At 32.8% G+C, this 13,886-nt stretch carries 13 protein-coding genes; 11 read left to right on the top strand and 2 right to left on the bottom strand.

Translation table 11 applies throughout. The features are described from left to right. Window positions 1–24 precede the first annotated feature (24 nt). Genes EKH84_RS14010 through EKH84_RS22645 form a run of 6 tightly spaced genes read left to right on the top strand, consistent with a single transcriptional unit; the run spans window position 25 to window position 3,800 of the window. Complete coding sequence (locus tag EKH84_RS14010) at window positions 25–936, top strand: MurR/RpiR family transcriptional regulator (RefSeq protein ID WP_013657268.1); 912 nt, start codon at window positions 25–27, stop codon at window positions 934–936. Between the two features lie 22 nt (window positions 937–958). Then, on the top strand, window positions 959–1,330 hold the full coding sequence (gene aroH, locus EKH84_RS14005; RefSeq protein ID WP_013657267.1) for a chorismate mutase: 372 nt from the start codon (window positions 959–961) through the stop codon (window positions 1,328–1,330). A gap of 7 nt (window positions 1,331–1,337) precedes the next feature. After that, window positions 1,338–2,006: a (d)CMP kinase gene (cmk, locus tag EKH84_RS14000; protein WP_127066784.1), complete on the top strand. Its 669-nt coding sequence runs from the start codon at window positions 1,338–1,340 to the stop codon at window positions 2,004–2,006. A gap of 12 nt (window positions 2,007–2,018) precedes the next feature. Further along, entirely contained in the window at window positions 2,019–2,861 is an 843-nt protein-coding gene (gene ispH / locus EKH84_RS13995; protein ID WP_127066783.1) for a 4-hydroxy-3-methylbut-2-enyl diphosphate reductase, read from the top strand. A 9-nt stretch (window positions 2,862–2,870) separates the two neighbouring features. Then, complete coding sequence (locus tag EKH84_RS13990; protein ID WP_013657264.1) at window positions 2,871–3,653, top strand: CheR family methyltransferase; 783 nt, start codon at window positions 2,871–2,873, stop codon at window positions 3,651–3,653. 24 nt (window positions 3,654–3,677) lie between these two features. After that, window positions 3,678–3,800 (top strand): hypothetical protein, encoded by a 123-nt coding sequence (locus EKH84_RS22645; RefSeq protein WP_256372377.1) that lies wholly within the window; start codon window positions 3,678–3,680, stop codon window positions 3,798–3,800. Window positions 3,801–3,837: 37 nt separating this feature from the next. On the opposite strand, the gene EKH84_RS13985 is transcribed toward EKH84_RS22645, so the two are convergent. Continuing rightward, window positions 3,838–4,845, bottom strand: coding sequence for a ribonuclease H-like domain-containing protein (locus tag EKH84_RS13985; protein WP_127066781.1), 1,008 nt, complete (start codon window positions 4,843–4,845; stop codon window positions 3,838–3,840). Window positions 4,846–4,849: 4 nt separating this feature from the next. Further along, window positions 4,850–6,013: a class I SAM-dependent methyltransferase gene (locus tag EKH84_RS13980; protein ID WP_127066780.1), complete on the bottom strand. Its 1,164-nt coding sequence runs from the start codon at window positions 6,011–6,013 to the stop codon at window positions 4,850–4,852. A gap of 130 nt (window positions 6,014–6,143) precedes the next feature. Here EKH84_RS13980 and EKH84_RS13975 point away from each other — a divergent pair, with 130 nt between their 5' ends. The 5 genes from EKH84_RS13975 (at window position 6,144) to EKH84_RS13955 (ending at window position 13,781) form a co-directional block, all read left to right on the top strand. Continuing rightward, the gene (locus EKH84_RS13975) at window positions 6,144–8,657 is read left to right on the top strand and encodes a 3'-5' exonuclease (RefSeq protein ID WP_127066779.1); all 2,514 of its coding nucleotides are present in this window, start codon (window positions 6,144–6,146) and stop codon (window positions 8,655–8,657) included. 81 nt (window positions 8,658–8,738) lie between these two features. Further along, complete coding sequence (locus EKH84_RS13970) at window positions 8,739–9,203, top strand: methylglyoxal synthase (protein ID WP_041713699.1); 465 nt, start codon at window positions 8,739–8,741, stop codon at window positions 9,201–9,203. Between the two features lie 208 nt (window positions 9,204–9,411). Next, the gene (gene pflB / locus EKH84_RS13965; RefSeq protein ID WP_013657258.1) at window positions 9,412–11,637 is read left to right on the top strand and encodes a formate C-acetyltransferase; all 2,226 of its coding nucleotides are present in this window, start codon (window positions 9,412–9,414) and stop codon (window positions 11,635–11,637) included. A 166-nt stretch (window positions 11,638–11,803) separates the two neighbouring features. Continuing rightward, window positions 11,804–12,925, top strand: coding sequence for a cysteine desulfurase family protein (locus EKH84_RS13960; RefSeq protein WP_127066778.1), 1,122 nt, complete (start codon window positions 11,804–11,806; stop codon window positions 12,923–12,925). A 10-nt stretch (window positions 12,926–12,935) separates the two neighbouring features. Beyond that, entirely contained in the window at window positions 12,936–13,781 is an 846-nt protein-coding gene (locus tag EKH84_RS13955; RefSeq protein ID WP_013657256.1) for a tRNA 2-thiocytidine biosynthesis TtcA family protein, read from the top strand. The last annotated feature ends 105 nt before the right edge of the window (window positions 13,782–13,886 follow it).

Raw genomic sequence — 13,886 nt, 5'->3', positions numbered from 1 at the left:
GAAGGCTAAGGAAGGGCTTATAAAATGAGTAAGAATGATTTAATCCATAGGATTAGAAAGAATATGCCAAAGTTAAGTAAAGGTCAAAAATTAATTGCCAATTATATATTAGAACATTATGAAAAGGCTGTGTTTTTAACAGCAGCTAAATTAGGTTCAATTGTAGGCGTAAGTGAATCAACCGTTGTAAGATTTGCTAATGAATTAGGTTATGATGGTTACCCAAAATTTCAAGATGCATTAGAAGAATTAGTAAAAAGTAAGTTAACGGCTATGCAACGTTTAGAAGTGACTACAGACCGTATTAATACTAATGAAGTACTGAAAAGCGTTCTTCAAATGGATGAGGAGAAAATTCGTTATACGAGAGAACAAATAGACAATGAAGCGTTTAATCAAGCCGTTGAAAAAATAATAGGTGCAAAAACGATCTATGTATTAGGAGTAAGAAGTTGTGCTGGACTTGCTAGCTTTTTAGGTTTTTATCTTAACATTATATTTGATAATATTAAAGTGATTAATACAAATAGTATTAGTGAAATGTTTGAAGGCATTCACCGTATAGATGAAAAAGATGTTGTGATTGGGATTAGTTTTCCAAGATATTCAAAGCGTGTTATGAAGTGTTTAGAGTTCGCACAAAGCAAAAAAGCAACTGTTATTGCTATTACAGATAGTTATATTTCTCCTATTGCCAGCTATTCTGATTATGCACTTATAGGATGTAGTGAGATGGTTTCCTTTGTAGATTCTTTAGTAGCACCTCTAAGTATTATTAATGCTATTATTGTAGCTATTAGTTTACGTAAAAAAGATGAAATATCAGTTAATCTTGAAAAACTGGAAAATATATGGGTAGAATATGAAGTATATGACGATACCGAACGGGATTTGTGGACTGTACCTCAAGAAGAACAAAAAGAAAAATTTGATTAATGAATTAAAGTGAGGGGATATAATGAGCTTGGTAAGCATACGTGGTGCGATTACAGTAGAAGAAAATACAAGAGAAGCTATTTTGGAAGCAACTCATGAGATGTTAGAAGCTATTTTAAAGAATAATGAGCTTAGATTAGATGAACTTATCCAATTGCATTTTAGTTGTACTAAAGATTTGGATGCAGCATATCCAGCAGTAGCTGCTAGAGTACTAGGAATTACAGAAGCATCACTTATGTGTTTTCAGGAGATGTATGTAGTTAATTCGCTTAACCAATGTATACGTGTAGATGTTTTAGTAGATGCAGCACATTTGAGCAAAAAGACTGTAAAACATCAATATTTAAGAAAAGCGACTAATTTAAGGCCGGATTTAGTGAATAAGGAGTAGAAATAAGATGAGTACATTTTCAATTGCCATAGATGGACCTGCAGGCGCAGGGAAAAGTAGTATTGCAAAGGAGTTAGCAAACCAACTGCAGTGTATTTATATTGATACAGGAGCTATGTATCGTTCAGTTGGTTACTATTGTATTAGTCAAGGGATTGACTATACTAATGAAGAGCAGGTAGAACAGGCCTTAAGTGAATTGCATTTAAAACTTACTTTAGAAGAAGAGGGACAACAAATTTTTCTAAATGAAAAAAATATAAGTTTACTTATTCGAAATAATCAAGTAGCGGCTGCTGCATCTAAAGTAGCTACTTATGCCGCAGTACGTAAGGCTCTTGTTAAAATGCAACAAGAGATGTCTAAGAGCACATCAGTTGTAATGGATGGACGTGATATAGGAACAGTTGTATTACCTCATGCAACATTAAAAATCTTTTTAACCGCATCTGTAGAAGAAAGGGCTCAAAGACGATATAAGGAGTATGTACAAAAAGGTGAAAAGCCTTGTTTAGAAACATTAAAAGTTGAAATTAAAGAAAGAGATTATCAAGATTCTCATCGTAAGATTTCGCCTTTGAAAAAAGCCGAAGATGCAATAGAAGTAGATACAACTTATATGACAATTGATGAAATTGTAAAACAAATTATAGATTTATTAAAGAGACGTTTATAGGAGGGTAGATAGTTGGAAATTATTATTGCAAAAACAGCTGGATTTTGTTTTGGTGTAAAGCGGGCTGTTGATATGGCATTTGAATATGCAAGTAGTCAAGGGACATATACGTATGGGCCTATTATTCATAATGAGGTAGTTATTAAGTCATTAGAAGATAAAGGGATAAAGCCAATTGAGACCATAGGAGATGAACCAGTTAAGAATTTGATTATTCGTTCTCATGGTGTTAGTCCTAAAGTTTATATAGAAGGCAAAGAAAAGGGGATAGCAATTGTAGATGCAACTTGCCCTTATGTAAAAAAGATTCACCGTTATGTACAACAGTATTTTGAAAAGGGCTATGGGATTATTATAGCAGGAAATAAAGATCATCCTGAAATTCAAGGGATTAATGGATGGGCTAATGAAAGTTGTTTTATCGTAAAAGATAAAGAAGCTTTAAATGAGCTTCAGTTAGAACATACAAATAAAAAATACCTTTTAGTGGCTCAAACTACTTATAAAAAGCAGGTAGTAGATGAGATAGTAGGTGTATTAAAGGAAAAAGGCATTGATTTTGAATACATTAATACTATATGTAATGCTACTAAAGAAAGACAAGAAGAAGTGATAGAAATTGCTAAACAGGTAGATGTGATGCTTGTTTTAGGAAGTAAAAAGAGTTCTAATTCTTTGAAGCTTTTTGAATTGAGTCAAAGGCACTGTGATAAAAGTTATTTTATAGGAGATGTAAGTGAGCTAATGTCAGAACTATTTAGTGACTGTGAAAAAATAGGAATTACAGCAGGGGCATCTACGCCTGCCTCTGTCATTCAAGAAGTGATTAGTTTTTTAGAAAAAATAACACACTAAAGGGGTAGAATGATGAACTATGAGGGGTTTAAAGAACAGGTTTTAATTTTAACAGGAATTGACCTGTCAGCTTATAAAGAGAATCAAATGAAGAGGCGAATAGATGCGCTTATTAGAAAGCATTTATGTTCAGGTTATGATGAATACTTACATGTGTTAAAGAAAGACCGCAAGGTACTTGAAGATTTTGTGGCTTATTTAACTATTAATGTAACGGAGTTTTTTAGAAATCCTTCACAATGGGACATTTTAGAGAAACATATTTTTCCACTTTTATTAGAAAAGAAGCGAACACTAAAAATATGGAGTGCGGCTTGTTCTACAGGAGATGAACCGTACTCTTTAGCTATGGTACTTTCTAAAATAGTGCCACTTAATCAGATTCAAATTCTGGCTACAGATATTGATAAAGAAGTATTGGCTAAAGCACAAGAGGGATTTTATACCAATCGTAATATGACTAATATGCCCAAAACATTTAGGGACTTATATATAAAAGAAGAAAATGGCGGTTATCGTATTTCTGATCAGATAAAAAAGTGTATCACTTTTAAGCAACATAATTTGTTAAAAGACCCTTATCCGATAGGAATGGACCTTATTGTTTGCCGTAATGTACTTATTTATTTTACAGAAGAAGCTAAAAAAGAGATTTATCATAAATTCAATGAAGCTTTAGTGGATGAAGGAATTTTATTTGTAGGAAGTACAGAACAAATTATTATGTGTCAAGATTATGGATTTGAACCTAATAAAATTTTTTTCTATCAAAAAAGCAAATCAAAAAAGTAGGAATGATTAAAAGGAGTAAATCAAGTGAGTGAGGACAATCAATTAGACAAAAAGCCTAAAACATGGGATGAAGCAATTAAAGAATTAGGTGCATTCATTAAGGCTTCAAAGGAACAAGAACAACAGCAAGAAAGTAAATCTGAATAAAATTAAAAACTTCTTAAGAAAGGAAATGCCCCTATACTTAAGAAGTTTTTTTGTTGGAAAAAAGTAAGTAAAAGACTTGAGCTGCTAAAATAGAGGCAGAAAAATCATTTACTCTTAGATAAGGGCTATTAGCTGAATCATACCAAATAGGAATATCAAGCTTATAAGTTGTATAAAGAGGAATGTAATCATCTTCTTTGTATATAGTACATTCTTCTTTAGTAGCTTTTCTCTTATCTGATGAAGCTACAAAATGCGCAAGTGTACGATGAAGTAGCTGTCCTTGAGAAGGAATATAATAGTAGTCCTTATAAGGCGTAAGATACTGCTTTAGTTTAAGATAGGAAAATGCTACTTTAATACCTAGTATTTGTGTTCCTGATTCCCAACATAAGGTTATATTCTTATAGCAACCTTGGAAGTTCGTAGTAAAGAGGTAGGGCACCTTGGCAGAAAAATCCAAAGAGACAGATGATTTTAGCGTATCAATGAAGTGAAAATGCTTTAGATGATAGAGTGTTTGATAAAGTTCATAAAAACTTAATAGAGCAGAGAGTTCATCTTTGTTATGAGCCAAAATAATCGTTTTATAAATAGTTTCACCACAGGCTTGATAAGTCCTATAAACTTTAACTAAAGCTTTTCCAGAAGTAGTAGAATGACGTATAACACCTAAAGCATCTTCTAAGTTAATCCTAGTAGCACCAAAGTGTTGTAAACTTTTTTTCATATCAATAAGGTGAAGACTTTGGAGCATAGATGGGTTAAGTTGGTGAAAAGTACATCTGGCTAATAGAAAGGGCCAATCGAAATGCTTACCACCGTAGGTATAAACGTGAGAAAACCTTTGAGTAAATTCTAAAAAACAGCTTAAAATTTCCTTTTCTTCTTCTGGTAATTGAAGCATCCATTGATGGTGAGTTAGTTCATCAGTTTCATTGAGAAAGGTAACGCCAATACAAACAATGTAATCTATGTGCTTATTCAAACCACTTGTTTCTATATCAAGTAAAAAATGTTTTTTATGAAGTAGGGGGGGAATCATTATTTTACACCTCTTTATCTAGAAGGTCATTTAGCATATTAGCAAGGCTTAAGTCTAGATGAAGCATATGTGAGGCATTTTGATAGTCTTTATAAGCAGTAGAATCAAACTGGTAGTTTTTCTTTAGAATAGCTTTGATTAAAATATTCTTAGGTGTATGTGCCATATCGATGAATTCAATCATATTTACTTTATAACCAACAGTTTCCAAAATTTGTGCACGAAGTCCATCTGTTACAAGGGCTGCAATTCGCTCCTTTAAAATCCCATGCTTTAAAATAGGATTTAAGTCATCATTCTGAATTTGTGTATAGGCTTCATGATGGCAACAAGGAACGGCGAGAATAATCTTACTTCCCCAACGAATAGCTTTTTCAAGAGCTGCATCTGTTGCTATGTTACAAGCATGAAGGGAAACTACCATATCTATGGGTTGATTGGTTGTATATTTTCCAATATCACCTACTTGAAAGTAAAGTTTTGTATAACCAAGCTTTTTGGCTAAGTCATTACAGAAGGCAATAACATCTGCTTTTAAATCAAGCCCAATCACTTCTACTTCCTTTTCTAAAAGAACAGTTAAATAATGATATAAGGCAAAGGTCAAATAAGATTTTCCACAACCAAAATCAATAATACGTAGCTTTTTTTCAGGTACTTCGGTAATACTATCAGCTACTATTTCTAGGTAACGATTAATTTGTTTATATTTATCATATTTTGAAGGCTTAATTTGCCCCTGGTCATCCATGAGTCCCAGTTCTTTTAAAAAAGGCATAGAAGAGGGCGTGTCTAAAATATATTTTTTTTGTCTATTATGAGAAAGAGAAGCAGGAAGAGTTAAGCTAGGTGGAGATTTTTTTATCGTGGCTTTTCCCTTCTTATTAATTAAAGCATGGTAGTCTTCAGTTGTAGTGAAGAGTTGAAACTGTTTGAAAATGTGACAGTTTTCGGAAATCCAAATTTGGAGTTCAGCTAAAGAAAGATTTTGATGATATTCTTTGGTACCTATTGTTTTGGATATTTGATAAAATAAAGTTTCTTTAATCAGTATAGGTCGCATAACAATTTTTTTACAGTCAGACGTTTGACGTGGATTACTCCAGATGCAACGAATAAAAGTCTGATTTTCTGTTACCTGTGAAATAAGGTCTATTAATGTATTCATAAATTTCTCCGTTATCTTTGTAAAATATTAGAATTTTATGGTGCAAATTATAGCACAAATTCATAGTGATAGCAATAATTAGCTACAGCTAAATAGCTGTGCTATAATACTAAGGAAAAGAGGTGAAAGTATGTTTGATGCAGACTATAGAGCATTAAATAATGAACAAAAGCAAGTAGTGGATACATTAGATCAAAACCTATTAGTTCTGGCACCAGCAGGAACAGGTAAAACAAAAGTAATTGCCTTACGTACAGCTTATTTAGTACAGCATCAACAAGAACCGGAAAAAATTCTGTGTTTAACCTTTACCAATAAAGCAGCTAAGGAAATGAAAGAGCGTATTCAGCTTTACATACCCGAACAAATAAAAAAAATGACGATTAAAACTTTTCATTCGTTTTGTTATCATCTTATTAACCATGAAAAAGAGAACTCTCACTTTTCCTTTCCATGTACGCTAATTGATGAAGCGGATAGCTTAGCGATTATAGAAAAGATTATACAAACTAATAAGCTTAATGATGACTCTGTATATTATCAACAAATCATAAGTTTTTTTGAAGATATAAAAAGGCATAGTTTAACTTTTCCACTAGAAGAACGCTATCATTATAAGATGATTGTAGAAGATTATTTTAAGTCTCAAGACCAGTTAGGACAATTAGGGAGAAGAAGAGAAGATTCATTTTTAAGACGTTTTGGTTTAAAGCTCTTAAATACGTATAGACGTTATTTGTTAGAAAATAATTGTATTGACTTTATGGATCTTATTGTGGAGGCGAAATACTTATTAGAACAGCCGGAAATATTAGCTAAATGGAGAAAACAATACGATGTGATTCAGGTTGATGAAATGCAGGATACTAGTAGTAGAGAGTATGATATCTTAAAATTATTAGCTGGCAGACAGCTTTCTTTATTTGGAGATTTTAATCAAACCATTTATGAATGGCGAGGTTCTAATCCTCATCAAATGACGGCAGAATACAGACGGGACTTTAGTCCATTAGAAATTCATCTAAAGATTAATTATCGTTCTACTAAAAATCTCTTAGAAGCTGCTAATGGCTATATTTCTAGTAGTAGGTTATATCCTATGCAATGTATTGCTAAGGCAAGTAATGAAGGAGAAAAGATTACAATTCTAGAGGCAGGAACAAAAGAAGAAGAAATCAGTTTATTAGAAATAGCTATTAAGGAAAGTATGGAAAATACCAATAGTATAGCAGTACTTACTAGAACCAACGAATATGCAAAGAAAATTGCCTATTCCTTTAATAAAAGAGGGATTGAATGTACAGTTATAGAAGATACTAAGTTTTTCAGAAAGAAAGAAGTCAAGGAGCTATTAGCTTTTTATGATTATAGTATAAATGACAGAAATGGCCATGCTTTATTGAAGTTAGGACAACATCCTTATTTAAATATGCCTAATTGGTTATTAGGAGAGTTAAGAAACTCAAAATCATGTTATATGTATCTTCATGATTGGTTTAAAAGTGATTCAAAAGATCCTTATGCTATTTTATTTGAGGCATATACTCATAATAACATTGTTGTACTAGATGTAGAATCTACGGGGTTATCAACAATTAAAGATGATGTTATTCAAATTGCAGCCATTCGTTATGGTAAAGAAGGTGTAGTAGATCAGCTTGATATTTTATTAAAACCGACAAAGTCGGTTGGAGAGTCGTATTATGTTCATGGGTTCTCTGATGATCTATTACAAAAAGAAGGAATGGAACCGAAGGAAGCCTTAAAGCAGTTCGTTCATTTTATTCAAGGTGCAGTTCTTGTAGGGCATAATGTGAATTATGATTTGCAGATTATCAAAAGTATGATGAGTCGTTATAAGTTAGAGCCTATAGGAGAATATCAAGTATATGATACTTTAGATTTGGCTTATAAGGTTTATCCTAAGTTAAGTAATCACAAATTAGAAACACTCTCAAAATTGATTGTAACAGAAACAATACCTACACATAATGCCATGCAAGATATTTTGGCTACCAGTGAAGTGCTTAGCCATCTTTTAAAGCATATCGAAGAGAAAAAGCAGGAACGCTTAGAAAAGATAGAAGCTTATGGCTGTTATGTCAATGAATACAGAGAAAAGCTAGCTACTATCAAAAGTTATTTATTAACACACAATTTAACTGATGGATTAACCTTCTTAATGAATGAGTGTGATTTTAAAGGTTATTATCATTCATCTCAGATTGAAACCATCAGAAATTTATATCGCATCATCAATGAACTAGAGGACCAAACACTTTCTTATGAAGATAACATTATTAATCTATTAGCTTTTTCAGCATTACATTATAGTGAAATAGAACAAAGTGATTTATTTAAAGGGCGTATTCCTATTATTACAGTACATCAAGCCAAAGGCTTAGAATTTGATGAAGTGTATATTGCAGGATGTAATGATAAAACTTTTCCTTCTTACAGGAGTCTTAAGGAACACCAATTAGGAGAAGAAATGAGGCTTTTTTATGTAGCGCTTACAAGAGCCAAAAAGAAACTCTATATTTCTTATCATCAAGAAGCACCAAAAAGCATTTTTATTGATCAGATTAGTGAGGACTATAAAACGCTGAAAAGATATGGAGGAATATCGAAAAATACGATATAATGTAAATAGTAAAAAAATGAAGCAAATAGAAGGAAATGAATAAGGAGAAGAAAAGTGGATAAAGACTATAAGATTGTAAAAATGGAAAAACAAAAAAGCATAGCACTTATTGCTCATGACAATAGAAAAAGAGATATTATCGAATGGGTACAAAATAATAAGGATAAATTGAGTAGGCATTTTCTATGTGGGACTGGTACCACAGCTAAGCTTATTGCTGCAGAAACAGATTTACCTGTTACTGCATTTAATAGTGGTCCACTAGGCGGAGATCAACAAATAGGTTGTCGTATTGTAGAGTGCAAAATAGATTTTATGATCTTCTTTTGGGATCCTCTTGCATCACAACCACATGATCCTGATGTAAAAGCCTTGCTTCGTATTGCTGCACTTTATGATATCCCTGTAGCAACTAATCAATCAACAGCAGACTTTTTAATCCAATCTCCATTAATGGTAGAAACTTATGATCGCAAGATTATTGACTACGCAAAGCGCATTCATTCGCGTACACAAGCCTATGCAAACAAGGAAGAATTAAAGTAAATAATAGATGATTCTATTAATTTAAAATTATTGTTAATTAGTACTTTCTATTGCACAAATAATGCCTTCTATGATAACATAAGTATAGATAATTTATGTATACAGTATACAAAAATTATCTATACTTAATTAATTGACATTATAAATTACTTCAAAGGGGGTGAAGTAGAAGAGGTCAGTCAATCGGCTAATCACTTCTACAGTGCATATGACATACTGGAGAAATTTCAAATCAGGTGCATGGGAAAACGAAATTAATGTAAGAGATTTCATCGTTAACAACTATACAGAATATACAGGTGACGATAGTTTCTTAGCTGGTCCTACACAAGACACATTAGATCTTTGGAATGAACTTAGTGAACTTATGGTAAAAGAAAGAGAAAGAGGTTGTTTTGCAGATACTAAAACAGTAGCAACAATCACTTCTCATGCAGCAGGTTATATTAATAAAGACAAAGAAAAAATCGTTGGTCTTCAAACAGATGCACCACTTGTAAGAAGCTGTCATCCATTTGGTGGGATGAGAGTTGTAGAAAATGCTTTAAAAGCATACGACTATGAAGTAGATCCAGAAATGAAAGAAATCTTTACAAAATACAGAAAAACACATAACCAAGGTGTATTCGATGTTTACAATAAAGATATTCGTACAGCACGTAAAGTAGGTGTTGTTACTGGTCTTCCAGATGCTTACGGTCGTGGACGTATTATTGGTGATTACAGAAGAGTTGCTCTTTACGGAATCGATAAATTAATCGAATTCAAAATGAAAGATAAAGAAGAACGTTCTAAAGTATTTACAGCAGAAACAATGAGAGATTGTGAAGAATTAGCAGAACAAATCAAAGCCTTAAATGAACTTAAAGAATTAGGCCAAATGTACGGATTTGATTTATCTAGACCAGCTGAAAACTTTAGAGAAGCGACTCAATGGTTATACTTAGCTTATCTTGCGGCAACTAAAGAGCAAGATGGTGCAGCTATGTCAATTGGACGTACATCTACATTCCTTGACATTTATGCAGAAAGAGACTTACAAGAAGGTAAACTTACAGAACAAGAAGTTCAAGAAATCATTGACCAATTTATTATGAAACTTCGTATCATCAGATTCCTTAGAACGCCAGAATACAATGAACTCTTCTCAGGAGATCCAACATGGGTAACAGAATCACTTGGTGGTATGTTAGAAGATATGAGTGCCTCACTTGTAACTAAAAATAGTTTCCGTTACCTTCACACACTTTACAACATTGGACCAGCTCCAGAACCAAACTTAACAGTACTTTGGAGTGAACATTTCCCACAAGGTTACAAAAACTTCTGTGCAAAAGTATCTATTGATACATCAGCTATCCAATATGAAAGCGATGATTTGATGAGACCACAATTTGGTGATGACTACGGTATTGCTTGTTGTGTATCTCCAATGAGAATTGGTAAACAAATGCAATTCTTTGGAGCTCGTGCTAACCTTGCTAAAGCTGTACTTTATGCAATTAATGGTGGGGTAGATGAAAAAACTGGTATCAAAGTAGTACCAGGTATCGAGCCAATGACAGGTGATGAATACTTAGATTACGATAAAGTAATGAAAAACTACCAAATTACTAAAGCATGGGTTGCTAAAGTTTACACAGATGCCCTTAACATCATTCACTTCATGCATGATAAATATGCTTATGAAAGAATTGAAATGGCACTTCATGATACAGACATTTTAAGAACAATGGCATGTGGTATTGCAGGTCTTGCAGTAGCAGCTGACTCATTATCAGCTATTAAACATGCTAAAGTTAAACCTATCAGAAACGAAGAAGGTATTGCAATTGACTTCGAAATCGAAGGGGAATACCCAGCATACGGAAACAATGACGACCGTGCTGACTCAATTGCTGTATCATTAGTAGAAGACTTCATGCAAGAAATCAGAAAACACACACCATACAGAGACTCTGTATACACACAATCTGTTCTTACAATTACATCAAACGTAGTATATGGTAAGAAAACAGGATCTACTCCAGATGGACGTAAAGCTGGCGTGCCATTCTCACCAGGTGCAAACCCAATGAATGGTAGAGAAACAAAAGGTGTTCTTGCAGCCTGTGCATCAGTAGCAAAATTACCATTCGAACATGCTAATGATGGTATTTCATACACATTCTCATTAGTACCATCAACACTTGGTAATAATGAAGCAGACCGTATTACAAATATGGTAGGTATCTTAGATGGTTACTTTGGCCAAACAGGACAACACATCAACGTAAACGTTCTTAATAAAGAAGTATTACTTGATGCAATGGATCACCCAGAAAAGTATCCACAACTTACAATTCGTGTATCAGGATACGCTGTAAACTTTATTAAGCTTACAAGAGAACAACAATTAGATGTTCTTAGCCGTACTTTCCACGAAAAAATGTAAGGTTAAAAATGAAGTAATTTCAAAAGCGCTAGTAGATAATCTGCTAGCGCTTTTAGTATGCAGGATATTTAGAGGGATCTATAAGTTGATTGACAAAAATCTAGAAGAAACGTATGATTTAAAGCAGAAGTAATTTAAAGTTACTAAGCGTAAGAGAGGAACTAAAATGATTTATTTAGATTATGCAGCAGATACACCTGTACGAGAGGAAGTATTGAAAACCTTCTGTGAAGCAACAAAAACTTATGTAGCTAATCCTAATGCAGGCCATAAGTTGGGAAAAGAAGCAAAATTAGCTATTACAGAAGCAACAGAAAAGATAGCTAGCTATCTAAAGGTTAAACCAGAAGAAATTATATACACTTCTGGAGCAACAGAAGCCAATAATTTGGCTATTAAAGGAATAGCTAATGAATATAAACGTTATGGAAAGCATATGATTACTACTTATTTAGAACATTCATCTGTAACTGGGCCTATGCTTTATTTGGAGCAGCAAGGTTATGAAATTGATTATGTTGATCTGTTACCTAATGGTAAAGTAGATACAGACCACTTAAAGGAGCTATTAAGACCTGATACTATTTTAGTTTCTATTGGTGCTGTTGATAGTGAGTTAGGTGTTTGTCAAGATATATCAGACTTAGGGGAAATGATTTCAGAGTATCCTAATTGTCATTTTCATGTAGATGCAACGCAAGCTATAGGAAAAATACAAGTAGATTTAGAAAAGGTTGATTTAATAACACTAGCACCTCACAAGTTTTTTGGATTACATGGTATAGGTATTCTTATTAAAAAGGAAACAATTCATATAGAGCCATTGATTCACGGCGGTATTAGTACAACAACCTATCGTAGCGGAACACCTACAGCTGCTCTTATTTTATCAGCTGAAAAGGCAATACATTTAATAAAAGAAGATCAAAAGATATATTATAATAAGGTAATGATGTTAAATCAGTTGATAAGAAAAAAGCTAAAAGGATATAATGATGTTATGATTAATAGTCCTGAAGCAGCCTCACCTTTTATTTTGAATTTGAGTATTAAAGGCATTAAACCTTATGTGTTTCAACAGAAACTAGCGGATAGAGAGGTTTTTGTTTCAACAAAATCTGCTTGTTCTACAGCTAATACACCTTCACGTCCAGTTTATGCTTTAACAAAAGACCGTAAACGAGCACTGGCTACATTAAGGATTAGTTTAAGCTACTTGACAACAGAGGAAGAAGTAGAAGCTTTTATTCAGATTTTTGAACAATGCTATAATGAACTTAAAAAGTAAGGATGAAATAATGGAAAAATATAAAGAAATAGAAAAAAGTATTATAAAAAAATATCGTAAAGAGATTTGGAAGCGTTTTGTAAATGGTATTAATGATTATAACCTTATTCAGAATGGAGATAAAATAGCTGTATGTATTTCCGGTGGTAAGGATTCAATGCTCCTAGCTAAGTGCATGCAGGAACTTCAGAGGCATTGGCAAGTTAAGTTTGAGTTAGTGTTCTTGGTTATGGATCCTGGTTATAATCCTTATAATAGAAAAGTAATAGAAGATAATGCAAAGCTGTTAAATATTCCTATTACTATTTTCGAATCACCTATATTTGATGTGGTAGCTGAAGTTGAGGATACACCTTGCTATTTATGTGCCAGAATGAGAAGAGGTTACTTATATAAAGAAGCTAAAGACTTGGGATGTAATAAGATTGCATTAGGGCATCATTTTGATGATGTAATAGAAACTATTTTGATGAGTATGCTTTATAGTGGGCAAATTAAAACGATGATGCCAAAACTTCATAGTACTAATTATGAAGGGATGGAACTTATTAGACCACTTTACTTAGTTAAAGAAGCAGATATTGTTGCATGGGTGCGATACAATGAGTTAAGTTTTATTCAATGTGCTTGTCGCTTAACTGAACACTGCAGTGTAAGTGGGCAAGGAGGAGGATCTAAGCGTCAAGAAATGAAAAATTTAATTAAGAAATTTAGGCAAATTAATCCTCATATTGAAATGAATATTTTTAGAAGTGTACATGACATTAATTTAGAAACTGTTATTGGATATCATAAAAAAGAAAAATCCTACCAATTCTTAGATGATTATGAGAAAATACTAAATGAAAATGATTAATAAAATAGACATATATTGCTACCTATAGGCAATATATGTCTATTTTTGTTTTATATAAAGTGGATTTTAAATAGAAAAACTTAAATTTATTGAAGTTTAATTTTG

The sequence above is a fragment of the Cellulosilyticum sp. WCF-2 genome, from assembly GCF_003990395.1.
In the GTDB taxonomy this organism is placed as follows: Bacteria; Bacillota; Clostridia; order Lachnospirales; family Cellulosilyticaceae; genus Cellulosilyticum; species Cellulosilyticum lentocellum.
The sequence above is the reverse complement of the archived record's forward strand: the minus strand, read 5'-3'. Positions and strand labels throughout refer to the sequence as shown.